Source organism: Amycolatopsis sp. lyj-112 (genome assembly GCF_046549055.1).
Taxonomy (GTDB): domain Bacteria; phylum Actinomycetota; class Actinomycetes; order Mycobacteriales; family Pseudonocardiaceae; genus Amycolatopsis.
Genome location: NZ_JAJPWS010000002.1, coordinates 815,418 through 838,887 on the forward strand (window position 1 = coordinate 815,418; position 23,470 = coordinate 838,887).

The 23,470-nt window shown below is 68.3% G+C and carries 25 protein-coding genes; 12 read left to right on the forward strand and 13 right to left on the reverse strand.

Annotated elements, in window-relative coordinates; genetic code table 11:
* Positions 1–160 precede the first annotated feature (160 nt).
* Positions 161–1,621: a peptide MFS transporter gene (locus ACLJRL_RS10690; protein WP_410655928.1), complete on the reverse strand. Its 1,461-nt coding sequence runs from the start codon at positions 1,619–1,621 to the stop codon at positions 161–163.
* Between the two features lie 208 nt (positions 1,622–1,829).
* On the opposite strand from ACLJRL_RS10690, the gene nhaA reads away from it, so the two are divergent.
* From nhaA to ACLJRL_RS10705, 3 genes are all read left to right on the forward strand, one after another.
* Positions 1,830–3,029, forward strand: coding sequence for a Na+/H+ antiporter NhaA (gene nhaA / locus ACLJRL_RS10695; RefSeq protein WP_410655929.1), 1,200 nt, complete (start codon positions 1,830–1,832; stop codon positions 3,027–3,029).
* A 222-nt stretch (positions 3,030–3,251) separates the two neighbouring features.
* Positions 3,252–3,752 carry a phage holin family protein gene (locus tag ACLJRL_RS10700; protein WP_410655930.1) on the forward strand — a complete coding sequence of 167 codons (501 nt, stop codon included), beginning with the start codon at positions 3,252–3,254 and terminating at the stop codon, positions 3,750–3,752.
* Between the two features lie 14 nt (positions 3,753–3,766).
* Positions 3,767–4,684, forward strand: coding sequence for an alpha/beta fold hydrolase (locus tag ACLJRL_RS10705; protein ID WP_410655931.1), 918 nt, complete (start codon positions 3,767–3,769; stop codon positions 4,682–4,684).
* 93 nt (positions 4,685–4,777) lie between these two features.
* Here ACLJRL_RS10705 and ACLJRL_RS10710 read toward each other — a convergent pair whose 3' ends face one another.
* From ACLJRL_RS10710 to nth, 4 genes are read right to left on the reverse strand one after another with little or no spacing between them, the layout of a single operon-like run.
* Positions 4,778–5,962 carry a MarP family serine protease gene (locus ACLJRL_RS10710; RefSeq protein WP_410655932.1) on the reverse strand — a complete coding sequence of 395 codons (1,185 nt, stop codon included), beginning with the start codon at positions 5,960–5,962 and terminating at the stop codon, positions 4,778–4,780.
* Positions 5,963–5,968: 6 nt separating this feature from the next.
* Positions 5,969–6,676, reverse strand: coding sequence for an NUDIX hydrolase (locus ACLJRL_RS10715; RefSeq protein WP_410655933.1), 708 nt, complete (start codon positions 6,674–6,676; stop codon positions 5,969–5,971).
* Complete coding sequence (locus tag ACLJRL_RS10720) at positions 6,673–7,269, reverse strand: TlpA family protein disulfide reductase (RefSeq protein WP_410655934.1); 597 nt, start codon at positions 7,267–7,269, stop codon at positions 6,673–6,675. The genes ACLJRL_RS10715 and ACLJRL_RS10720 overlap by 4 nt, the downstream gene beginning before the upstream one ends.
* Positions 7,266–7,949, reverse strand: a complete 684-nt coding sequence (gene nth, locus ACLJRL_RS10725; protein ID WP_410656169.1) for an endonuclease III — start codon at positions 7,947–7,949, stop codon at positions 7,266–7,268. The genes ACLJRL_RS10720 and nth overlap by 4 nt, the downstream gene beginning before the upstream one ends.
* A 238-nt stretch (positions 7,950–8,187) precedes the next feature.
* Here nth and ACLJRL_RS10730 point away from each other — a divergent pair, with 238 nt between their 5' ends.
* The 4 genes from ACLJRL_RS10730 (at position 8,188) to dnaN (ending at position 12,192) form a co-directional block, all read left to right on the forward strand.
* A complete protein-coding gene (locus tag ACLJRL_RS10730; RefSeq protein WP_181776673.1) occupies positions 8,188–8,439 on the forward strand; it encodes a hypothetical protein in 252 nt (83 codons plus the stop codon).
* Between the two features lie 158 nt (positions 8,440–8,597).
* On the forward strand, positions 8,598–9,272 hold the full coding sequence (locus ACLJRL_RS10735) for a Crp/Fnr family transcriptional regulator (protein ID WP_003081747.1): 675 nt from the start codon (positions 8,598–8,600) through the stop codon (positions 9,270–9,272).
* Between the two features lie 568 nt (positions 9,273–9,840).
* The gene (locus ACLJRL_RS10740; RefSeq protein ID WP_410655935.1) at positions 9,841–11,112 is read left to right on the forward strand and encodes an MFS transporter; all 1,272 of its coding nucleotides are present in this window, start codon (positions 9,841–9,843) and stop codon (positions 11,110–11,112) included.
* Positions 11,113–11,121: 9 nt separating this feature from the next.
* The gene (gene dnaN, locus ACLJRL_RS10745; protein WP_410655936.1) at positions 11,122–12,192 is read left to right on the forward strand and encodes a DNA polymerase III subunit beta; all 1,071 of its coding nucleotides are present in this window, start codon (positions 11,122–11,124) and stop codon (positions 12,190–12,192) included.
* Between the two features lie 69 nt (positions 12,193–12,261).
* On the opposite strand, the gene ACLJRL_RS10750 is transcribed toward dnaN, so the two are convergent.
* From ACLJRL_RS10750 to ACLJRL_RS10780, 7 genes are all read right to left on the reverse strand, one after another.
* A complete protein-coding gene (locus tag ACLJRL_RS10750; RefSeq protein ID WP_410655937.1) occupies positions 12,262–12,513 on the reverse strand; it encodes a glutaredoxin domain-containing protein in 252 nt (83 codons plus the stop codon).
* Positions 12,510–13,280 carry an MBL fold metallo-hydrolase gene (locus tag ACLJRL_RS10755; protein WP_410655938.1) on the reverse strand — a complete coding sequence of 257 codons (771 nt, stop codon included), beginning with the start codon at positions 13,278–13,280 and terminating at the stop codon, positions 12,510–12,512. The genes ACLJRL_RS10750 and ACLJRL_RS10755 overlap by 4 nt, the downstream gene beginning before the upstream one ends.
* Positions 13,277–14,089 (reverse strand): NUDIX hydrolase, encoded by an 813-nt coding sequence (locus ACLJRL_RS10760; protein ID WP_410655939.1) that lies wholly within the window; start codon positions 14,087–14,089, stop codon positions 13,277–13,279. Before ACLJRL_RS10760 ends, ACLJRL_RS10755 begins: the two co-directional genes overlap by 4 nt.
* Before the next feature lie 89 nt (positions 14,090–14,178).
* On the reverse strand, positions 14,179–15,345 hold the full coding sequence (locus tag ACLJRL_RS10765) for a hypothetical protein (protein WP_410655940.1): 1,167 nt from the start codon (positions 15,343–15,345) through the stop codon (positions 14,179–14,181).
* Positions 15,346–15,383: 38 nt separating this feature from the next.
* Positions 15,384–16,013 (reverse strand): hypothetical protein, encoded by a 630-nt coding sequence (locus ACLJRL_RS10770; protein WP_410655941.1) that lies wholly within the window; start codon positions 16,011–16,013, stop codon positions 15,384–15,386.
* Complete coding sequence (locus ACLJRL_RS10775; protein WP_410655942.1) at positions 16,013–16,468, reverse strand: RidA family protein; 456 nt, start codon at positions 16,466–16,468, stop codon at positions 16,013–16,015. The genes ACLJRL_RS10770 and ACLJRL_RS10775 overlap by 1 nt, the downstream gene beginning before the upstream one ends.
* 12 nt (positions 16,469–16,480) lie before the next feature.
* Complete coding sequence (locus tag ACLJRL_RS10780) at positions 16,481–16,642, reverse strand: DUF4177 domain-containing protein (protein WP_005166970.1); 162 nt, start codon at positions 16,640–16,642, stop codon at positions 16,481–16,483.
* A 129-nt stretch (positions 16,643–16,771) separates the two neighbouring features.
* Here ACLJRL_RS10780 and ACLJRL_RS10785 point away from each other — a divergent pair, with 129 nt between their 5' ends.
* The 4 genes from ACLJRL_RS10785 (at position 16,772) to ACLJRL_RS10800 (ending at position 20,302) form a co-directional block, all read left to right on the forward strand.
* Entirely contained in the window at positions 16,772–17,725 is a 954-nt protein-coding gene (locus tag ACLJRL_RS10785; RefSeq protein WP_410655943.1) for an esterase/lipase family protein, read from the forward strand.
* 171 nt (positions 17,726–17,896) lie between these two features.
* Entirely contained in the window at positions 17,897–18,145 is a 249-nt protein-coding gene (locus ACLJRL_RS10790) for a hypothetical protein (protein ID WP_410655944.1), read from the forward strand.
* A 22-nt stretch (positions 18,146–18,167) separates the two neighbouring features.
* Positions 18,168–19,172, forward strand: a complete 1,005-nt coding sequence (locus tag ACLJRL_RS10795; RefSeq protein WP_410655945.1) for an ArsA-related P-loop ATPase — start codon at positions 18,168–18,170, stop codon at positions 19,170–19,172.
* Positions 19,172–20,302, forward strand: coding sequence for an ArsA family ATPase (locus ACLJRL_RS10800; protein WP_410655946.1), 1,131 nt, complete (start codon positions 19,172–19,174; stop codon positions 20,300–20,302). The genes ACLJRL_RS10795 and ACLJRL_RS10800 overlap by 1 nt, the downstream gene beginning before the upstream one ends.
* Before the next feature lie 63 nt (positions 20,303–20,365).
* On the opposite strand, the gene ACLJRL_RS10805 is transcribed toward ACLJRL_RS10800, so the two are convergent.
* The gene (locus tag ACLJRL_RS10805) at positions 20,366–20,689 is read right to left on the reverse strand and encodes a WhiB family transcriptional regulator (RefSeq protein WP_410655947.1); all 324 of its coding nucleotides are present in this window, start codon (positions 20,687–20,689) and stop codon (positions 20,366–20,368) included.
* A gap of 351 nt (positions 20,690–21,040) precedes the next feature.
* Between ACLJRL_RS10805 and ACLJRL_RS10810 the strand changes: the two genes are divergently transcribed.
* The gene (locus ACLJRL_RS10810; RefSeq protein ID WP_410655948.1) at positions 21,041–23,209 is read left to right on the forward strand and encodes a transglycosylase domain-containing protein; all 2,169 of its coding nucleotides are present in this window, start codon (positions 21,041–21,043) and stop codon (positions 23,207–23,209) included.
* Positions 23,210–23,470 lie beyond the last annotated feature (261 nt).

Consider the following 23,470-nt stretch of genomic DNA (forward strand, 5'->3'; position numbering starts at 1 on the left):
GTTTGCGGCGTGCGTGATGATCGTCTCAGTTCCTCCGCTCCGACGCAGAAGACCGGCTCCCGGTTCCCGAAAGAAAGGCCCCTTCGTCGGCGAATTTCGCGACGAAGGGGCCTTCCGGCCGCACATCCGAGGATCGCTCGTCAGTGCGCGATGAAGTGCGTCAGTGGACGCCCTTCATGAGCTTGCGGATCATCGGCGTCGCCGCCAGGAGCGCCAAACCGACCACGATCGCCACGCCGCCGACGATGCTGAAATACGGCGCTTCGTCGTCCACCGAGTAGTACTCGGCGAGCTTCCCGGACATCGCCGTGCCCAGCGAAATGGACAGGAAGTTCAGCGCCACCATCTGCGTCCGGAACGCCTGCGGCGCGAGCTTGGTCGACAGCGAGAGGCCGACCGGCGAAAGCATCAGTTCCGCCATGGTGAACACGAACAGGATGCCGGCCAGCGCGAGCAGCGGGCTCGCGTTCTTGCCGCTGCCGACCATCGGGAGGAACAGCAGGAACGCCGCGCCCATGACGACGGTGCCGAGCACGAACTTGATCGGCGACGACGGCTGCCGCGAGCCGAGTTTCGTCCAGATCGCGGCGATCACCGGCGCGAACAGGATGATGAACACCGGGTTGATCGAGTTGACCCACGCCACCGGCATCTCCCAGCCGAAGATGGTGCGGTTCAGTCGCTCGTCGGTGTAAGCCGCGACGACGGTGAACTGCTGCTGGTACAGCGAGAAGAACGCCGCGCTGGCGATGAACATCGGGATGAACGAGTACACCCGGCTGCGTTCGTCGGCGGTGATCTTCTTGCTGGTGATGATCACCGCGAAGTAGATGACCGAGATGACCGCGACGGTCCAGACGACGATGTCGACCAGGTTCTCCGGGTTGATCACGCCGGAGAGCACGAGCACGACGATCGCCGCGACGCCGACAGCGGTGCCGATGTAGACCAGCGGGCGCTTCGACGCGGGCAGCGGGTTGGGGATCTCACTGGCCTTCTCGCCGAGGTTCTTGCGGCCGATCGTGTACTGGGTCAGGCCGAGCGCCATACCGACCGCGGCGAGCCCGAAGCCGACATGGAAGCCGATCTCGCTCTGCGCGAGCCCGGTCAGCAGCGGGCCGACGAAGCCACCGATGTTCACGCCCATGTAGAAGATCGTGAAACCGCCGTCGCGGCGCTCGTCGCCGTCGGCGTACAGCGTGCCGACGATGGCCGTGGCGTTGGATTTCAGCCCGCCACTACCGACGGCCACGCAGACGAGGCCGACGCCGATACCCGCCAGTCCCGGCAGCACCGCGAGGCTGATGTGGCCGATCATGATCAGGATGGCGCTGTAGAACAGCGTCCGTTCGGAGCCGAGCACGCGGTCCGCGACCCAGGCGCCGATCACGGCCGACAGGTAGACCATGCCGCCGTACGCGCCGACGATGCCGAGCGCGGAGGCCTTCGGCAGCGCGAGGCCGCCCTGGCTGACTTCGTAATAGAGGTAGATCGGGAGGATGCCGAGCATCCCGTAGTACGAGAATCGCTCCCACATCTCGACGCCGAAGAGGTTCGCCAGCCCTCGTGGGTGCCCGAAGAACCTCGTGTCCTGCTGGACCTCGGTAGAGGTACTCACCATGCCGTCCTTTATGAAGACATCGTTGTCGGTTTTCCGTTGACATGCTAGAAGCCCATCAGGTTTCCCGAACACCGACGTCGGCGATGATCCAGTGGCCGAAGTCATGAAGGCGAGATTTCCGCAGCTACAGCCGCTAAAATAGCGTCAAGGTGCGCCGGGAAGTCTGGTCGGCAACAGTATTCGTCGTTGCCGAAACCCGGAGGATGCCGTGTCAACCGGCCCCAGCCGTCCCGCGAAAGCCGTCGCCGATTTCGCCCGCTATCTGCGCACCGAGACCACCGGTGGGCTGATCCTGCTGGGCGCCACCGCGATCGCCCTGCTCTGGGCGAATTCGCCCATCGACGACATTTACCGCGCAATCCGCGATTTCCGGCTCGGTCCCGAATTCCTGCACCTGAATCTGACGATCGGCGACTGGGCCAAGGACGGTCTGCTGGCGCTGTTCTTCTTCGTCGCGGGCCTCGAACTCAAACGCGAACTGGTGGTCGGCGAACTCTCCCGGTTCAAGCAGGCGATCCTGCCGGTGGTGGCCGCGATCGGCGGCATGATCGTCCCGGCGCTGGTCGCGCTCGCCGTCGGCTGGGGAACGCCGGGGATCGAACGCGCGTGGGCCATCCCGGTCGCCACGGACATCGCGTTCGCGCTGGGCGTGCTCGCGCTGACCGCGTCGAACCTGCCGAGCAGCGCCCGGGTCTTCCTGCTGTCGCTGGCGGTGGTCGACGACCTCGGCGCGATCCTCGTCATCGCGATCCTGTTCACCGCGAAGTTCGACCTCGTCGCCGCGGGCGTCGCCGTCGCCGCCCTCGCGCTCTACGCCTACTTGCAGCACCGCCGTGTCCGCAGCGCCTGGATCTACGTCCCGCTGGCGCTGATCACCTGGGTCGCTGTCCACTCGGCGGGGATCCACGCCACCATCGCCGGGGTCGCGCTCGGTCTGCTCACCCGCGTCCGCGCAGACGAGGGCGAGGAGCACGCCCCCGCGATCCGGCTCGAACACCGGCTGCAGCCCTGGTCGGCGGCCGTCGCCGTGCCGCTCTTCGCGCTGTTCGCCGCGGGGATCACCGTGAACGCCGAGTCGCTCGGAGCCGTCTTCACCACGGCATTACCGCTGGCCGTCCTGGTCGGACTCGTCGGCGGGAAGCTCGTCGGGATCTTCGGCGCCAGCCTGCTCGCGGTGAAGTTCAAGCTCGCGGAGAAACCCCGCGGCATGGGCTGGCGGGACATCGGCGCGCTGTCGGTGCTCGGCGGCGTCGGGTTCACCGTGAGCCTGCTGATCGCGGACCTCGCGCTCGACGGCGAGGCCGTCGAACTGACCAAGACGGCGGTCTTGATCGCTTCGGCCATCGCCTCGCTTTCGGCGGCCGCGATGCTCGTGCACCGCAGCCGGGTGCACGCCCGGGACGATTGAGCCTATCGGCGGAGCTGCGATGCACTCGGGACAGCGACCATACGCGAACCCGCCCGGCCGAAGGCCCCGCTATCGCGGCGGCAGGGCGCCATTACCCGCTACTCGCGACGGTCAGGCCAGGCCGCGCCCTGGCGACGCGATAGCGGTCGCGGGTTCACCAACAGACATTGAGGACGCGACACTCGCCGGTCCGCCGCGCCCGGGATGAGGGCACGTGGCACGATGACCGGTGTGAGCAGCCCCAAGCACGAACGCACCGGCCCCGACGGCGTGGGGGCCGTGCCCTACCTCCCCCTGTCGAGCGATGACGACGTGGTAGCGAGCGAGCAGTCCCTCGGGAAACTCGTCGGCGATGCCACGCAGCACGTCTCGACGCTGATCCGCGCCGAGGTCGAACTGGCGAAGTCCGAGGTCGTCGCGGAAGCGAAGAAGGGCCTCAAGGGCGCCCTCTTCTTCCTGATCGCGCTGGTCATCGGGCTGTACAGCTCGTTCTTCTTCTTTTTCTTCCTCGGCGAACTGCTGTCGGAGTGGCTGCACCGCTGGGCGGCGTTCGCGATCGTGTTCGGGCTGATGCTCGTCACGACCATCGCCGCGGGCTTCCTCGGTTACCTGAAGGTGAAGAAGATCAAGGCGCCCGAGCGCACGATCAACAGCTTCAAGGACACCGCCGCCGCGTTCAAGCCGCGCCACGGCGATGACGACTTGCCCGCAGACCGCGGCTGACGGTCTTCGAGGCGGTGCAGGCCACACCGGACCCGTCGATCGTCCGGATCGACGGTCCGTGGACCCATCGTGACCTCTCGGCGAACGGCATCAGGCTGCACGTCGCCGAGATCGGCGAAGGGCCGATGGTCCTGCTGCTGCACGGGTTCGCCGAATTCTGGTGGACCTGGCACCACCAGCTGACCGCGCTCGCCGACGCCGGTTTCCGTGCTGTCGCGGTGGATCTGCGCGGCTACGGCGACTCGGACAAACCCCCGCGCGGCTACGACGCCTGGACGCTCGCGGGCGACGTCGGCGGGCTGATCAAGGCTCTCGGCGCGCGGAAGGCCCATCTGGTCGGGCATGCCTGGGGCGGCATGCTCGCGTGGACGGTCGGCGCGCTGCATCCCCGGCTGGTCGCCTCGGTCAGCGTGCTGGGCGGTGCTCACCCGCTGGCACTGCGCGGGGCCGTCCGGCGGCCGGGACAGCTTCGCGCTTCCGGGCACCTCTTCCGCTTCCAGGTGCCGATGGCGCCGGAGAAATGGCTGGTCCGGGACGACGCGCTCGCCGTCGAAGAGCTGTTCCGCGACTGGTCCGGTCCACAATGGACGGAAACCGCCGACTTCGCCGACACCGTGCGGACGTTCCGGCAGGCGATGCTCGTGCCCGGCGTCCCGCACAGCGCGCTCGAGTACTACCGCTGGGCGTTCCGCGCGCAGTTCCGCGGCGAGGGCCGACGGTTCAGCGAGGCACTGCGAGGCCGCTTCGCCGCCCGTGTACTGCAACTCCACGGCGAGGACGACACCTGCGTGCTCCCGGAGACCGCGGCGGCGTCACGCCGCTGGGCTCCCGACGCGCGCCTCGAACGCTGGCCGGGCATCGGCCACTTTCCGCATCTGGAGGCGCCGGAACGCACCTCCGAGCGGCTGCTGGACTTCCTCCGCAAGCCCTGATGCGCGTGAGATTTCCCCCGTGTCATGAAAGGGTCTTTCAGGACATATTTCGTCCTGAAAGACCCTTTCATGACACAAGCGCCTACCCGGACCTCAGTTCGCGCAGCGCCCGGTGGAAGCGTTCGCGCTCAACGCCGGCGCCGTCTCCACCACCGGCCGCACCTGCTCCGACGTCAGCGTGAAGCCGGTCTCCGGGTCCTCGACGGCCGCGCCGAAGACGACCCCGATGACCTGGCCGTCCGGGTCGATCATCGGCCCGCCTGAGTTGCCGCTGCGGACCTGCCCGCGCACGGTGAACACGTCGCGCTGCACGGTGTTGGACTCGTAGATGTCCGGTCCGCGCAGGTTGATCCGGCCGCGCACTCTGGCGGGCGTCGCGGTGTACGGGCCGTCGAGCGGGTAGCCGAGCACGATGGCGTTGTCGCCGGCCCGCGCGAGCTGCGGCGCGAACGGGAGCACCTTCGCCTGCAGCCTCGGCACCGCGAGCACGGCCACGTCGGCCTCGGGGTCGAAGTAGACGACCCGTGCCGCGAACTTGCCCGACGTCGATTCGATGGCGACCTCGTCGGTGCCCGCGACCACGTGCGCGTTCGTCATCACGCGTTGCGGCGCGATGACGAATCCGCTGCCTTCCAGCGCCCGCGAGCACGAAGTCGCGTTGCCACGAATCTTCACGACGCTGCCGTGCACCTGCTTGACGATCGCGCTGGCCTGCAGCGCGGTGTCCGGCGGGCTGGTGTCCTGGACGTTCGGCTTCTGGAAAGGGTCCACAATGGACGGGAAGCCGGAGGCGTCGAGGATCTTGCGCAGTTCGCTCGGGAAGCCCTGGGCCGCCTCGGGCATGACGTCGTTGACGCCGCCGAGCACCACCGAGCTGTTGATCGACTTGGCCAGCCCCGGCACGCCGGAGACCGCCGTGAGCGGCGTCGCGATCAGCCACGCGACCACGAACACCACCGCGGCCTGCACCACCGCGCCAAGCGTCTTGTCGATGCCGGAAAGCTTGTCGGGATTGATCTTCTGACGCAGCTTCCGCCCGGACCAGACCCCGAGGGTCTCACCGAGCGCGACCAGGAACACCACCGTCGCCACCGCGAAGGCGACCTTCGCCGCCGGATGCTCGAAGAGCTCGACGACCATCGGCGCGAGTTTGATCCCCGCGAGCGCGCCCAGCACCACCCCGACCAGTGAGGGAAGGGCGATGATCACCCCCTGGAACGCGCCGGACACACCGGCCAGCAGAGCGAGCAGGATCACCAGTACGTCAACCCAGTTCAAGGGCGCCTACTCCTTCTCCGGCACTGGCCGCCCGTCGACCCGTGCCTGATGTTCGGCCAACGCTACGTCAAGGTCACGGACGTCGCCGTGGTCCCACTCGCGTTCCCAGCCGCCGAGCGAAAGCGTCATCGCCAGCAGGCCGCCGGTGAAGCCCCAGACGAAGAGCCCGCCGACGTCGAACGCGGGCCCCTTCCAGCCGAAACCCTTGCGCATGACCTGGAACCGGTTCGCCGGGTCGGTGAGTTCGGAGACCGGAACCCTGGCCACCGCGGCCGTCTCGCCGGGATCGACGGCGTGCACCGGCGACGGCGTCTGCCAGTAGGCGAGCACCGGCGTCACGGCGAAACCGGACACCGGCACGAACAGTTCGGGGAAGACGGCCACCGGCAGGATCCCGGAGGGTTCGACCCCGGTCTCCTCCTCCGCCTCGCGCAGCGCGGTGCCGACCGGCCCGCCGTCGCCCGGATCGGCGCCGCCACCGGGGAAGGAGACCTGGCCGGCGTGGGAGCCGAGGGTGTCGGCGCGGCGCTGGAGCAGCACGTCCGGCCCGTCCGAGCCCTCACCGAAGAGGATCAGCACGGACGCGGCCCGATAGCTGGCATCGGGCGGCACGCTGAACCTGCTGAAGGTGTCGGCGCCGACGTCCCGGCTGATCTTGACCAGCGGCTGGAGCCAGGCGGGCACGGCGTCGGTGTCCACGAGGGGTCCGGTCATGGTGTCCCTTCCACAGCGGCGCGCACCTGCTCAGTGTTCAGGAACACGCGTGGGTTCTCGATGAGCCGGACCTCGCCACCCGCCGTGACGACATACGTCGCGGGCAGGGAGGAAGGGACCTTCAGTGCCGTCCTGACCGGACCAGACTGCCCGTCGCCGTCGAACACGGACGGCAGCCGGACACCGAGTTCGGCCAGCAGCGCCAGCCCGTCCGCCCCGGAACTCGCGACCTGGACGAGAAGCACCCGGGCGGCACCCGGGCGGGCGGCGTATTCCTGGAGCAGCGGCAGCTCGGCGCGGCACGGCTCGCACCACGACGCCCACAGGTTGACCAGCACGGGACCGCCCGAGAGCACCCGCGCGAGATCGACGCGGGAGCCGTCGCCGAGGCATTCGACGTCGACTCCGCGCACGGCCGCGACCTCGCCCGGGCCGGGCGGCGGGCACGCGGCCAGCCCGGCCTTCGCGCGGGCGGCCGTCAGATCGCCGGAAGTCTTGACCGGTCCCTGGCCGTCACGGGCCGTGAGCAACGCGACGATCAGGGCCACCACCAGCACGGCGGCACCGAGAGCCAGCTTGGTGACCCTGGTCACCCGCGTGCCGCCAGATCCAGGAGATGCTCGCGTTCCTCGCCCTTGACCAGCTTCGCGGCTTCTTCGAAACCCGTCGGACCGGTTCCGTACGAGGGGCACATCTTGGCCAGCGGACAGGCGCCACAAGCGGGTTTACGGGAGTGGCAGACGCGGCGGCCGTGGAAGATCGTGCGGTGCGAAAGGAGCGTCCACTCCTTGCGCGGGATCAGCTCGCCGACGGCGCGCTCGACCTTGACCGGGTCTTCCTCCTCGGTCCAGCCCCAGCGCCGCACCAGGCGGCCGAAATGGGTGTCGACGGTGATGCCGGGGACCCCGAAGGCGTCGCCGAGCACGACGTTGGCCGTCTTGCGGCCGACACCCGGCAAGGTGACCAGATCCTTCTGCTTGCCGGGCACCTGGCCGTCGTAGCGCTCCACCAAGGCGGCACCGAGGCCCATCACCGAGTTCGCCTTGGCTCGAAAGAAGCCTGTCGGCCGGAGGTACTCCTCCAGTTCGGCGCGATCGGCGCCGGCATAGTCGGCGGCGGTGCGATAACGCTTGAACAGTGCGGGCGTGACCTGGTTCACGCGGACGTCGGTGGTCTGCGCCGACAGCACGACCGCGACCAGCAGTTCGAGCGGATCGGTGAAATCAAGTTCGCAATGGGCGTCCGGGAACTCGTCGTCGAGGCAACGCTTCATCCGCCTGGCGCGTCTCACCAACGCGAGCCGGCTTTCACCCTTACCTCCCGCACGGGGGGCATTGGTGGGGGCAGGAGGCACCCCGATAGCCTACGGGCGCCATCGGACGAGCCAGTGGGGAGCACCCGCCGGTCGACGGCCGACACGCCAGAGCACCACCTCGGCGCAGAGCTCGAGGGCGCCATGAGCGAGGATCTGGAGTAATGCACAGTTTTCCGAACTTCCCCGGGCAGGACTCATGACCGTCTGGTTCGTCATCCTGGTTCCCTTGGTGATCATGTTCTTCGCGCTGTTCATGGAACGCGTGGAGACCAGGCTCAAGCACGTCGCGGTACAGGAGAACGAGGTCGAGGAGTTCCTCGAGCAGGCACAGCCCAACGAGGTCAGGGCCCTCTACGGGCACGGCATCGGACGCGCTCTGGAGCTGTTCCGGCTGCGCAGGCTGGGCGGACGGGCGGCCAGGCTACGCGCGCGTCGCGTGCGGAGTTAGGCTCCACGTTCGAGCGAGATCGTTTCCGGTCCGGACGCGCCAGCGGCGAGCCGACGAGCGATCTCGCCAGCACGCCCTAGACTGACGCGATAAGTGATCGGCGACACGATCCTCGGGAACGAGGTTCGGCGTCGTTTCTCGATGAGGAGGCACCCGAGGTGGACGAAACCCTGGCCCGAGCGGGCATTTTCCAGGGTGTTGAGCCTGCAGCCGCCGAGGCGCTGGCCCAGACCTTGGAATCCGTGGAGTTCCCTCGCGGGCATGTCATCTTCAACGAAGGTGAACCCGGCGACAAGCTTTACATCATCCAGTCCGGCAAGGTGAAGATCGGCCGCAAGTCACCCGACGGCCGGGAGAACCTGCTGGGCATCTTCGGCCCGTCCGACATGTTCGGCGAGCTGTCCATCTTCGACCCGGGCCCGCGGACGTCCAGCGCGACGACCGTGACCGAGGTCCGCGCGGTGACGATGGACCGCCCGGCACTGCGGCAGTGGATCTCCACCCGCCCCGAGATCGCCGAGCAGTTACTGCGGGTCGTCGCCCGTAGGCTGCGCCGGACGAACAACATGGTCGCCGAACTGATCTTCACCGACGTCCCCGGCCGGGTCGCCCGGGCGCTGCTGCAGCTCGCGCAGCGCTTCGGCAGCCAGGAAGCCGGCTTGCTGCGGGTCACGCACGACCTCACGCAGGAAGAGATCGCCCAGTACGTCGGCGCTTCGCGCGAGACCGTCAACAAGGCTCTCGCCGACTTCGCGCACCGTGGCTGGCTGCGTCTCGAGGGCAAGAGCGTCCTCATCCTGGACCCGGAACGCCTGGCGCGCCGCGCCCGATAGGCCGCAATTAGTCCTCTAGTTGCGGCAGTTGTGCGTTCAAGTACCGCAACTAGAGGACTAATTGCGTCGGAAACTTCACCCCCCGCGCGCCGCTTTTGGGCCGAAGGCCCACGGAAATATTTTGCAGGGCGCCCTGGGCACCCCGAGTGACTTTGACTTCGGTCCAGCGCCCTGCGAAATGTTTCCGTCAGCGCGCGGCAATAACAACGAAGAGCCGGGCGCCACCCCCGACGTGGCGCACCGGCTCTTCGCTGTGCGCGGACCATCCCCCGACGATCCGCGCTCCCCGCCCTCCGGATTCAGGCCCCGACCGTGTGCCGGAGGGAGTTGGAGATTGTGTGCTGTTGTACAACCATCCACGGCCGTCGGCCGTGAACTCAAGTTCTTTCACTCTCAAGGACGCCATCTGCGGCGATTTGTTGCCCCGAATGACCAAGATTTGACCGACTGTTACCCGATCGTGACGAACTCGACAGCCTCAAGGTGCGTAGTACCCAAGATCCAGGGGTGACAAACCTTACCGCGGCAGATCTGGTACTCGCGTACCAAAGTAGTCATACTGGTACGCGTGTCCCAGTCTGTGTCCGAACACCCCGAGAGCCGCACGACCCTCGCCGACTACCGAGCCGCGCTGACCGCGCCCGGGTCCCGCGGGGCCGTCATCGCGTCGCTGCTCGCCCGCCTGCCGATCGCGATGATCGGCATCTCCGCCCTGCTCTACGTCCAGCGTGAGACGGGTTCCTTCGCCTCGGCCGGGCTGGTCTCGGCCGGGTCGCTCGTCGGCGTTTCCGTCGGCGCGGTGGTGCAGGGCAGGCTCATCGACCGCTTCGGGCCGACACGTCCGCTGCTGACGACGACGGTGTTCTTCGTGCTGGCGATGACCGGGCTGGTGTTCGCGATCGAGGCGCACTCCCCGACGCTCATGCTCGTCCCGCTGGCCTTCGGCACCGGCATCACCGAACCGATGGTCGGCTCCGCCTCGCGGGCGCTGTGGACACGGCTTCTTCCCGCCGGGCCGACGCGGAACGCCGCGTTCTCCTACGAGGCGATCAGCATGGAGGTCTTCTTCATCCTCGGTCCCGGGTTCGCCGGGCTGCTGATCGCCGCGCCGTGGGCGGGCACCGGCATCGTGGTGGGCGCGCTGACCATGACCGCCGGCGCGGTGTTCTTCGCACTGAGCCCGACGGTCCGGGCCTGGGGCCCCGCTCCGTCGTCGGGCGGCAAACTGCTCGGCGCGCTGGCCAGTCCCGGGATGCGCACGCTCGCGCTCGCGGCACTGGGCTTCGGCGCCGTGATCGGCTTCGTCGAGGTCGCCGTCCCGGCGGCCGCCGCCGAGGCCGGGAACACCTCGATCGGCGGACTGCTGCTTTCGGCGTGGTCGGTCAGTTCGGTCGCGTTCGGCGTCGCGTACAGCCTTCGCCCGTGGCCTCGGCAGATGGGCCTGCGGCTGCCGGTACTGCTGGCCGGATTCGGCGCGCTGGTGGCGCTGCTCGCGCTGCCGTCGACGCTGTGGGGTCTCGCGATCGCCATGCTCGCGGCGGGCGCGCTCATCACGCCGCAGTCGACGACGCATTCGGCCGCGATCGAAATCGCCGCGCCGAAGGGCACGGCGGCCGAAGCGTTCGGCTGGGTGCTCACCGCGGTGACCCTCGGCCTCGCCTTCGGGCAGTCGATCAGCGGCTACCTCGTCGAGCACGCTGGCACCGAAGCGGCGTTCCTCGCCGCGGGCGGTGTCGGGTTCGCGCTCGCGGTACTGGTCTGGCTGCTGCGCGGCACCTTCCGCCCGAAGCCGGCCGTGGACGCCGTCGAGACGCCCGAACTTGTCGGTGCCGCCCGCTAACTTGCGGGCATGGACCTGACCGCCGCCACCCGTTCCCTCTCCTCCGCCGTTTCCGCCGCCGCGCGGCTGCTCTCGGCCCGGTCCGGCCTACTCCTGCGTGCTGGCCGGGACGGGCTGACGGTCGGCGGCAACGACAGCGAGCGGGCGGTGCGGCTGAGCGGCGACGCGACGGTCCACACCGACGGCGAGGTCCTCGTCCCGGCCGGGCCGCTCGCGGAGACCCTGCGCATGCTCGAAGACGATCTGGTGCGCCTGGTCGTCGAGGGTTCGCGGCTGGCCGTGCGGGTCGAGGGCGGGCGGTACGCGCTGCCGCTGCTGAACCGCGAACTGCACCCCGGTCTGCCGGACATGCCGCCCAAGGTGTCCGAAGTGGACGGTCCGGCGCTGGCGACGGCGCTGCGCACGGTCGCGGGCACCGCGGCGAAGGACGACGCGCTGCCGATGTTCACCGGCGTCCGCGTGCAGACCTTCAGCCGTGAGCTGCGGCTGACCGCGTCCGACCGATACCGGATGGCCGTGGCCACCGTGCCGCTGCGTTCCGCGGGCGAGCCGATCGACGCGCTGGTCCCGGCCGGCCTGCTGGCCGAGACGGCGAAACAGGCGCGCGGCACCGTCGGCCTGCACGGCGACGGCACCCGGTTCGGGCTGAGCTGGTCCGGGGTCGCCGTCACCACGGCCGTGCTCGACGCGGGATTCCTGTCGGAGAAGCTGATCGAATCGTCCACTGTGGACACCACAGTCGAGGTCACCGCCGACGCGCTGGCCGCCGCCGTGCGCCGGGTCGGCGTCTACGCGGACGAGCGGCGGGTGCTGACGCTGGAGGTCGGCGACTCACACCTGCGGCTGGCCAGTGCGAAACAGGACACCGGCGAGGCCGAGGAAACGGTGAAGGCGAACGTCTCCGGCGGCCGGACATCGCCATCGTTCCAGGCCAAATACCTGCTGGACGCGCTCCAGGGTTTCGCCGGGGAACGGATCCGGCTCGACATCCAGCCCGGACTGCGGGCGTGCGTCATCCGCGCGGTGGACCCTGGCGACGTCGAGCTGACCTACTACGTCATGCCGATGCTCCCCCGCTGACCGAAACGCTATGAACGACTCGTTACTTGCAAATTTTGCAAGTAACGAGTCGTTCATAGCATCGGTAAGTCAGGCGGAAGCGGCCTTAACGGCGGCCTCGATCTCGGCGAACGAAGGGTTCACCATCGCCGTGGACCCGACGAACACCGTCGGCACGATCTCGTTCCCGTTCGCCACTTCGCGCACGCGCGCGGCAGCGGCCGGGTCCTCCCAGATGTTGACTGCCTTCACCTTGAAACCGCTCTTCGCGAGCGGCCGCTCCAGTGCGGCACAGAAGCCGCATCCGGGGCGCCAGTAGAACTCGACCTCGACGTCACTCATTCGCCGTCCTCCGACCTCAGGTAGTCCAACTGTGCCTGCACACTCCACTCCGCGGGCACCCACAAAGCCTTGTCGACGTCGGCGTAGACGACCTCGACCACCTGGCGGGGAGTGGCGTCCGCGCCGAGCACCTTCAGTGCCGAACGCACCTGGTCCAGCCGCTCTTCCCGGTGTGCCAGGTATTCGCGCGCGGTCGCGGCCAGGTCGGGTAGTTCGGGGCCGTGTCCCGGCAGGCCTACGGTGCCGGCGGGTAACTCGATGAGTTTCCGCAGGGAGCGCAGGTAGTCGCCGAGGTCGTGCAGCACGGTCGTGCCGCGGCCGAGGATGGTGTCGCCGGTGAGGATCTGCTCGCCCGTCCGCAGCGAAACGGAGTCGGCGGTGTGCCCGGGCGTGTGCAGCACGGTGATCTCCAGCCCGGCCGCCTCGACGACTTCACCGTCCACAAGGGACTTCCCGTCGATGCACAGCGACTCGTCGAACGCACGCACCGGAGCACCGACGCGCTCGGCTAACCAGGGTGCGCCTTCGGCGTGGTCGGGGTGGTGGTGGGTCAGGATGATCAGCTCGACAGCGCCGGTTCCGGCGAGCAGTGTCAGATGCTCGACGTCCTCGTAACCGGGGTCGACGACCACGGAACCGGCAGCGCCGGGCCCGCGCAGCACCCAGGAATTGGTGCCCTCCAACGTCATCGACGACGGATTGTTTTCCAGCAGCACCGAAGCCGTCGGCGAGACCTGGCGCAGTACGCCGTACGCGGGGGCGCTCACGCGAGGTCCAGCACGACGCGGATCTTGTCGCCCTCGCGCACCAGCGTCGGCATGATCTTCTTGATCTCACGCTCGGTGCCCTGCGCCGCGGCGGCCGACTCGAAGGACTCCAGTTCCGCGAGGGTCAGCCAGGTCGGCGGCATGAGCATGCGGCGCCCTTCTTTGGCGTCGTCGATGGCGTCCTGCGGCCGCTGCCAGCCGGAGCTGACGGCCTCGGACGTGGCGCTGTCGGCCTGCTGCCCCTCGGGAAGCACGGCGATGAAGAAACAGGTGTCGTAGCGGCGCGGTTCCTCCGGCGGGGTGACCCAGTTCGCCCACGGGCGCAGGAGATCCGCGCGTAGCGTCAGGTCGTTCGCTTTGAGGAACGCGGCGAGGGAGATCTCACGGGAGACCAGCTTTTCGCGGGCGTCCTGGTACGGCGTCACGTCGGCGACGACGGTGTCCCCGGCGCTCGCGAGCAGGACGCCCGACTCTTCGAACATCTCCCGCACGGCCGCGCACACCAGGGCGCGGGCCAGCGATTCGTCACACCCGAAGCGCTCCGCCCACCAGGCGGGTTCCGGACCGGCCCAGCTCACCGAGGCGTCGACATCGCGCGAGTCCACGCCACCACCGGGGAAGACGGTCATCCCGCCCGCGAAGGGCATGCCCTTGACGCGGTGCTGGAGGAAGACCTCGACGCCTTCGGAGCCGTCGCGGAGAAGGATCACGGTCGCCGCGTCCTTGGGTGTCACCGGCGGGCCGCCGGCGTTGGCACGGGTGCCCACCCCGGCCCCCACCGGGATGTCGAATGTCAGTTCTTCAGCCACACCCGCAACCTAACATCGCGATTCGTCCTCTAGTTGCGGTAGTTGCGCGTGCAACCACCGCGACTAGAGGACGAATCGCGGACGGCTTACTAAGACCAGCTGGAACCGCTGCTGCGCGAAGCCCCGTTAAGCCGGATCTTCGCCGCCTCGGCACGCTCCCGTTCGGCGAGCTCGGCATGCAGCTCACGCAGGAGCGCACGATCACGCTCGCTGAGGCTCGGGTCGTCGAGGTCGAGAGCGGGCAGCTCGACGACCTCGTGCATGCTCGGCTTGCCCGTGGCGATCTCGCGACCCTTTTCCGGGTCTTCCCGCAGCGCCTGACGCAGTTGCGCCACCTCGGCCGGAGTCAGGTCGGCCGTGCGCTCGGCACGGGTCTCCGCACGCGACTTGCGCGGCGCGGGCGGCTCCGAAGACGGCGCGGGAGAAACCGCCGCCGGCGCCGAGGGCGGCGTCGGCGGGGCAGGCGCCTGCTGCACGATCGGCACCACCGGCGCGATCGGCTCCGGGTTGTTGCTGACCGGGCGCAGCCCGTGCCTGCTCGGCTGCTCCTTGGCCGCCTCGGAGGACGGCGCGGGAGCGGGAGCCGGCTTGGGAATCACCGGCTCCGACCGAAAGTCACTGGAATGGGTACTCCCAGTGACCCAGACGGGGCTCGCGGCCGACGAAGCGGCCTGGTGGTACGCGGACCGTGCGACGCCGGGGCCCGCGACCTCGACGACCGAGCGGATACCCGCCCGGCGCAGCGCGGTGTCCACGCGGAACGCGACCGCGGGCGGGTTGCCCTCCGGACCGATCTCGACCAGGACCACCCGCTGCGGCAGCGCGCCGGGCACGCTCCCGGCCGGGGTGTTGCGCCACACGGCGTGCACCGAACGGACGTCCGGCAGCACCTGCAGGGTGCGGTCGAGCGCCTCGGCGAGGCCGAATTCGGGCTGGTTGTCGCCGGTGAACCGGTGCGTGAGTACCGACTCGTCCTCTTCGACGAGCAGGTCGTTCGCCAGGGTGGCGTCCGACCGGCTCATCTCGAGAACGAGCGCGAGCTCACGCTGTTCGGCCGAGCTCACCGGGATCTTGCCCGCGATCAGGGTGCCGGTGGTGAGTTCCACCGCTTCGTCGATGTGCGCACGCGCGATCAGCTCACGCGCTTCGGTCAAAGCACTGTCGTCGATTCGGCCTGCCAGGGCCAATAACAGGTTGTGCAGGCGCAGTGGCACCGAGAACCCGTCCATAGGCGGGCCTTCGTGGACCTCCACCATTGCTCTGCTCCCTCCCAGCTCGCCTGGTGGAGCGAGCGCTAAGCGGCGACCAGCCGACTACCGGTGTCCACGGCACCCACACAGACCAGCTCGGAGTTGGTGAGCGCGGTCCGGTGGTAGCCGGTGAGGTCGATGCTCGGTGGGAGCACCTCGACGCCGGGTTCTTCGTCCCCCAGCACGCGCAGGACACGCTGCAGTTCCCCCGTCAGCCTCGGCAGCCCGTTCAGCGCCGTGACCAGGAGGACTCGCTTCGCCCCACCCTCGCCGACCACACCAAGGTGTCGCCAGCTTTGCCGCACTTCACCCACATCCGGCCGTCCCCGCAACGTTGCGTGGATCAATACGGACACAGAGTCGACGGAGTTCACCCATTCGGGCGCACTCTGCGTGAATGTGTACCTGGTCTCGGTGACGTCGTCTACCCCCAGGGTGGAACTCACCTGATGCCAGTCGGCTCCGTGAGGAATGAGCCCGGCGACTAGCAGGCGATACTCCGTTTGATCCAGGTCGATCCTGTGCTTAAGCAAAGACCTGGGGAGGGTCCGCGCGAGCGTTCCCATCGCGCCTTCGCCCAGCCAGTCGCGGAACCGCCACAGGAGCTGGTCCGGCAGCCGTCCGGCCAGCCGGAGCAGGAGCTCGTGCGAGGACTGCTCGATGTCCGGATCCATCACTTCACCTCCACGATCAGTTCGATCTCGACCGGCGCCCCGATCGGCAGCTCGGAGACCCCGACGGCCGAGCGCGCATGCACGCCCGCCTCGCCGAAGACCTCGCCGAGCAGCTCGGACGCTCCGTTGATCACCGCGGGCTGGCCGGTGAAGCCCTCCGCGGACGCCACGAATCCGACGACCTTGACCACGCGCACGACGTTGTCGATCCCGACGACCGAGTCGACCGCGGCGAGCGCGTTGAGGATCGAGGTCCGCGCGTGCTGCTTCGCCTCTTCGGGACTGACCTCGGCGCCGACCTTGCCGGTCGCTTCGAGCTCGCCCTTGACGAAGGGCAGCTGCCCGGCCGTGTAGACGTACGAGCCGGTGCGCACGGCGGGCACGTAAGCCGCCAGCGGGGCGGCGACGGCGGGCAGTTCGATACCGAGCTCGGCGAGGCGATCGCTCCAGGTCATGGCTTCATTCCCTCAGTTCTTGGCTCGTTTGAGGTACGCGACGTGCTGCTCGCCGGTCGGGTTCGGGAGCACGGTGACGAGCTCCCAGCCGTCCTCGCCCCACTGGTCGAGGATCTGCTTGGTGGCGTGGATCAACAGGGGGACGGTCGCGTACTCCCACTTGGTGGCGCTCATGCCCGGGAGCGTAGTCAAACCGGCGAACGCGTCTGACACACATGCGGAAAACCCTCTCGCGTGCGGTTCGCCGATTTCCCGTCGATGTGGTTCACTTCACACCTACTCGTGAGTAGATAGGACACCGACATGCGGACAACGACGTCCCGTGCCGCCGCCTGCCTGGCCGCGGTCGCAGCCCTGATCTGCACCTCTTTCGCGAACATCGCGAACGCCGACGAGAAACTCCCCGTTCCGTGGACACTCGCCGCGGCCCTGCCCGCGCAGGCGGCCAATCCCGGCGGCCCGCCCCCGGGAGCGAACGACTTCGGCTGCCGCCCGAGCGCCGATCATCCGAACCCGGTCGTGCTCGCCCACGGCCTCGGCGCCAACCAGACGGTGAACTGGCAGACCTTCGGCCCGCTGCTCAAGAACAACGGGTACTGCGTCTTTTCTCTCACCTACGGCGTCCCCGGGCAGCCGCTGCCGATCTACCAGCCCGGCGGGCTGCTGCCGATGGAACAGAGCGCGAAGGAACTGTCCGCGTTCGTCGGCAAGGTGCTCGACGCGACCGGTGCGTCCAAGGTGGACATCCTCGGCCATTCCGAGGGAACGCTGATGCCTTCTTATTACGTGAAGTTCCTCGGCGGTGCGTCCAAAGTGGACAAGTACGTCAGCCTGACCCCGTTATGGGACGGCACCACGCTTTTCGGCGCCTCACATCTGTACGCGCTCGCCGGCGCGCTGGGATTGGCCCCGGGGTTCAACGGCATCCTCGACCCGGTCTGCGGCTCGTGCCGCCAGTTCCTGCACGGCTCGGAGTTCCTCACGAACCTTCGGTCAGGCAACGGCATCTTCCAGCCGGGGGTGACGTACACGAACATCCTGACCCGGTACGACGAAGCCGTCGTCCCGTACACGAGCGGGCTCGGCAAGGGATCGAACGTGAAGAACATCGTCCTGCAGGACCGATGCCTGCTGGACCTCGCCGAGCACGCCGGTGTCGCCGCCGACCGCAACGCGGCCGGGCACGTCCTCAACGCGCTCGACCCGGCGCACGCCAAGCCGGTGCCGTGCGTGCCCGCGACACCCATCGGGAGCTGACCCGCGGCGATCTCACGTGATTGCGCGGCGATCTCACGTGATCAGACGGCGATCACGCGTGATTGGAGGCGGATCTCGTGAGATCGCCGTCTGATCACGTGAGTTCGGTGCCTGATCACGTGAGATCGCCGTCTGATCACGCCAATCACGCCGGACAGTTACGGTGGGGTCGTGGAGACCTGGCGTGTGGTCGCGACCGTCCTGCTCGCCACGGCCGGGCTGCCGCTGGTGCTGGTCCTGATGGCCAAGGCCCGGGACCGGACGAGCAGCTCGGGGACGGTCGCCGTCACCGGCGCGGTCACCCTCGTGGTGCTCCTTCTGCTCGGTGTGGTGATGCTCACGGTTCTGCCCGGCGTCCTGACCTGGGCCGTCGTGGCACTGGTCGCGGCTGCGCTCAGCGTCATGATGCTGGCGAGCTGAACACTCAATTAGGGTGGGACCGGTGAGCACTCCCCCTGCCGGCTGGACCGACGAACTCGCCAGAGCCAGGCTGCATTTCGTCACCGGCAAGGGCGGGACGGGCAAGACCACGCTCGCCGCCTCGCTGGGCCTCGCGCTCGCCAAGGGCGGGCGCCGCGTGCTGGTGATCGAGGTCGAAGGCCGCCAGGGCCTCGCCCAGCTCTTCGACACCGAACCGCTGCCCTACGCCGAGCAGCGCATCGCGGCCGTTCCCGGCGGCGGTGAGCTGCGCGCGCTGCACATCGACGTCGAGGCCGCGCTGCTCGAATACTTCGAAATGTTCTACAACCTCGGCTTCGCCGGGCGGACGCTGCGGCGGATGGGCGCGATCGAGTTCGCGACCACGCTCGCGCCGGGCCTGCGCGACGTCCTGCTCACCGGGAAGATCAAGGAATGCGTCGGCCGGACCGAATCCGACGGCCGCCACACCTATGACGCCGTCGTCGTCGACTCGCCGCCCACCGGCCGCGTCGTGAAGTTCCTCGACGTCACCAAGGCCCTCACCGACCTCGCCAAGACCGGCCCGATCCGGGGCCAGGCCGACGGCGTCGTCCGCCTGCTTCACTCCGGCGAGACCGCCATCCACCTGGTGACGCTGCTCGAAGAGATGCCGGTGCGGGAGACCGTCGAAGCGGTCGCCGAACTCGACGGCGCGGATCTGCGCCCCGGCGCGGTGCTGGTCAACCGGGTCCGCCCACCGCGGCTGCCCGCGCGATCGGTGACCGCCGCCGCCGACGGCCGCGTCGACGCCTCGCGCGTCCGCGCCGGGCTCGCGTCGGCCGGGCTGAACCTGCCCGACAGCACTCTCGACGCGCTGGTCGAAGAGACCGTCGAGCACGCCGTCCGCGTCGCCGCCGAGCAACGTGCCCGCGAACAGCTGGCCGAAGCCGATCTTCCGGGCCTGGAACTGCCGGATCTCACCGACGGGGTCGACGTCGCGGCGCTCTACGACCTCGCCGAAGCGCTGACCGAGCAGGGGGTGCGGTGATGTCGGAAATCCTGGAGATCGACGCCCTGATCGACGATCCGGAGAGCAGGGTCATCGTCTGCTGCGGCTCCGGCGGGGTCGGCAAGACGACCACCGCGGCGGCGCTGGCGCTGCGCGCGGCCGAACGCGGACGGCAGACGGTGGTGCTCACCATCGACCCGGCGCGACGGCTGGCGCAGGCGCTCGGCCTGCGGGAACTGGGCAACCACCCGAAGCAGGTGCACGTCGAGGGTTTCGAACCCAAGGGCGAACTCTGGGCGATGATGCTGGACATGCGCCGCACCTTCGACGACATGGTGCGCGTGCACGCCGGCCCCGAACGCGCCGAGCAGCTGCTGCAGAACCCCTTCTACCAGACCATTTCCACGTCGTTCTCCGGTACGCAGGAGTACATGGCGATGGAGAAGCTGGGGCAGCTCGCGGCCACCGACGACTGGGACCTGATCATCGTCGACACGCCGCCGAGCCGGTCGGCGCTGGACTTCCTCGACGCGCCGACCCGGCTTTCGAGCGCGCTCGACGGCCGGATGATCCGGCTGCTCACCGGACCCGCGAAGGCGGGCGGCTGGGGTCTGCGCAAGGTCGTCAACGCCGGGTTCTCGATGTTCGCGAAGGCCGTTTCGACGATCATCGGCGGCCAGTTGCTGACCGACGCTTCGTCGTTCATGCAGGCCTTCGACAGCATGTTCGGCGGGTTCCGCGAACGGGCCCGCAAGACCTCCGAGCTGCTGCGTTCCGGCGGCACTTCCTTTCTCGTGATAGCCGCGCCGGAGCCGGACGCGCTACGCGAGGCGTCCTACTTCGTGGAGCGACTTTCGGAGGAGCACATGCCGCTGGCCGGGCTGGTCGCGAACCGGACGCATCCGGTACTCGCCCCGCTTTCCGGCCCCGAGGCCCTCGCGGCCGCGGAACAGCTGGCGAAGGGCGAGGCCAGCGCACCGCTGGCCGAAGCCGTCCTTCGCCTGCACGCGGACCGGGTCGCGCTCGCCGAACGCGAGACACGGCTGCTCGCCAGGTTCACGCGGGCTCACCCCGAGGTCCCGCTGGTGCGGGTGCCCGCGCTCCCCAGTGACGTGCACGATCTCGAAGGCCTGCGCGACATCGGAACCAGGTTGGGTACCCAGTCCTGAAGGTCCGTGAAGGACCCCTTCCCTACCTTGGACTCAGGGAAGGGGTCCTTCACGGATTCCTGATCACGAGACTCGGACGCGTACGTCTTCCTCTTCGTCTTCGTCTACCCCAATGAACCTGCGCTTCGCCGCCTCGAGCAGGTCTGCCCAGCTGGTCACGTCCGGACGCCGCCGCAGCAGCGCCCGCCGTTCCCGCTCGGTCATCCCGCCCCAGATGCCGAAGTTGATCCGGCCGTCCAGCGCTTCAGCGAGGCATTCCGTCCTGACCGGACAGCCAAGGCAGACCGCCTTGGCCCGGTTCTGCTCGGCCCCCCGGACGAACAAACCGTCCGGATCGGTGTCGCGGCACGACGCCTTTACTCGCCAGCTCGACTGGTTGGTTTCCATACCCCCAGCTCCCTACCCTGGTGTTCGACACACCACGGGGGGACGAAAAGCATGCGCTCCTGCCCCCACGAGCGTGTCTCCCTTATGCGCTCACGTCGGTTGACCCGACACCTCCCCGGCGCCGGTGCCTCCGTTCGGTCGAATGCGACTGCCGCTCGCACTCACCCGTCTGTCGGCTTTTTCATACGTGAGACGTTGACGGACTGTAGGGGCCCTCGGTTCCCCCCGCCAAGCCCTAGAATGCCTCCCACTACCAGAAGTCACCTCATGGGGTCGGTTTTGTAATCGAATTTGCACCGACAGCCAGGTGACGTCACGGTGGGCTAACGGGATCCGCGTACCCTGGTCCGCGTGCGCAAAACCGACGGTCTGTTGAAGCTCCTTGGCCTGTGTGTGCTCGCGGGGGTGCTGGTAGCGGGGATGTTGTTCCCGGTCGCCGGTGCCGCGGGCGTGATCTCCAACCAGGCGAGCGAGACCGTCGACAAGACGTCTTCGGACCTTGCGGACATCCCTCCGCCCCTGGTGACGACCATCACGGACAACACCGGCAAGCAGATCGCGACGCTGTACAAGCAGTTCCGCATCCCGACGAACGAAGCCCAGATCAACGACGCCATGAAGTGGGCGCTGATCTCGGTCGAGGACAAGCGCTTCTACGAGCACAACGGGGTGGACTGGAAGGGCACGCTGCGCGCCGCGGTCAGCAACAGCACCGGCGGCGACACCCAGGGCGCCTCGACGCTGACCCAGCAGTACGTCAAGAACTACCTGATCAACGTCGTCTACCGGGACGACAAGCCCGGGCAGAAGCGCGCGCAGGAGCAGTCGGTCGCCCGGAAGCTGAAGGAAGCCCGCATCGCGATCCAGCTGGAAACCAAGCTGAACAAGATGCAGATCCTGACCGGCTACCTGAACGTCGTCGAATTCTCGCGCGAGATCTTCGGCGTCGGCGCCGCCGCGCAGGCGTACTTCAACACCCCCGTGGACAAGCTGACGGTGCCGCAGGCGGCGCTGCTGGCCGGTCTGGTGAACAACCCGATCGCCAACGACCCGTGGAAGAGCCCGGCGAAGGCGACCGAGCGGCGCAACCTGGTGCTGGACCGCATGGTCGACAACCAGAAGCTCGCGAAGGTGGACGCCGACCGGTTCAAGGCCGAGCCGCTGGGCGTCACCGAGGGCGGGCCGCAGAAACCCGCGTCGAACTGCACCGGCGCCGGCACGGAGAACGGCTTCTTCTGCCAGTACGTCGAGGACTATCTCCTCAAGTCCGGCATGACGAAGGACGACCTCTACACCGGCGGCTACGTCATCAAGACCACTTTGGACGAACGGGCGAACCACGAAGCCAAGATGTCGGCCGAAGCCCAGGTCAAGAAGACGCAGGACAACGTCGCGAACACGCTGTCACTGGTGAAACCGGGCAAGAACCGGCACGAAGTCGTCGCACTGGCGGCGAACCGTGACTACGGCCTGGACGAACCCAAGGGACAGACGACTTACGCGCTGCCTTCCGGCGTCTACAACACCGCCGGCGCCGGGTCGTCGTACAAGATCTTCACCGCCGCGGCGGCACTGGAAACCGGTGCCGCCGGGATCAACAGTTCCATTCCGGTGCCCGACTTCTACACCTCCAACGTGTTCGCCGGTGGTGGCAACAAATGCGCCCCGACCGGGCCGCCTTTGCGTTCACGCTGGTACTGCCTCGGCAACGCGGGCGACTACAACGCCGCGGGCGGCAGCATGTCGATGCAGCAGGCGCTGCAGACCTCACCGAACACCGCGTTCGTGATCCTCGAGGAGAAGATCGGGAACACCGGACCCGTCGTGGACATGGCGCGGAAGCTCGGCATGCGCGACACCATGGCCAGCAACCTCGGCGGTGGCACCGTCGACCCGAACTCCACCAACGCCGGCGCGAACTCCAGCCAGCTGCAGGCCTACGGCCCGAGGCCCGGCTGGCCCGGGACCGGTGCCTTCACGCTCGGCGTGAGCCCGCTCAGCGGACTCGAACTCGCGAACGTCGGCGCCACGATCATGAGCGGCGGCGTCTGGTGCCCGCCGACCCCGCTGTCCGGCGTCACCGACCGGGACGGGAAGCCGGTCCCGGTGAAGGAAGAAGCCTGCGAGCAGGTCGTGCCCGAAGGGCTCGCCAACACCCTCGCCGTCGGCATGAGCAAGGACGACCTGCCTGGCGGGACCGCGGCCGGCGCGGCCCGTGGCGTCAACTGGAACCGGCCGATGATCGGCAAGACCGGTACGACGCAGAACAACGGCTCGGCGGCGTTCCTCGGGGCGACTCCGCAGCTCTCGGGCGCGGCGATGGTGTTCCGCCCGAAGGGTGGCAGTGGTGGCCTCTGCTACCTCGGCCCTGGCAATGTGACGACCCGCGGCTGCGAGAACATGTTCGGCGGCAAGACGCCGGCGCAGACGTGGTTCGGGGCGATGTCGAAGATCCTCGAAGGGCAGGAAACCATCCCGCTGCCGCAGCCGGACCCGCGCTATTTGGGCGGTGGACGCTGATCTTCCGAGGCGGGCGTTCACCAGCGCAAATCACGATGAGTTACTGAGATATAACTTTAAGTGAGCAGGTGGCGGCCTTCCGGGGAACAGCGATCGACGGAATCATGTCGATTGATCACCGAACCGCACATCGACCACGGAAAGTTAAGAAAAGAGGCCATTCCGGCGGTCTTTCGACATCGCCGGAATGGGGGCGGACGATCACCCCGGATGAGCACGTAAACTGGACATTGTGAGCACGCTCAGTAATACCCACACCTC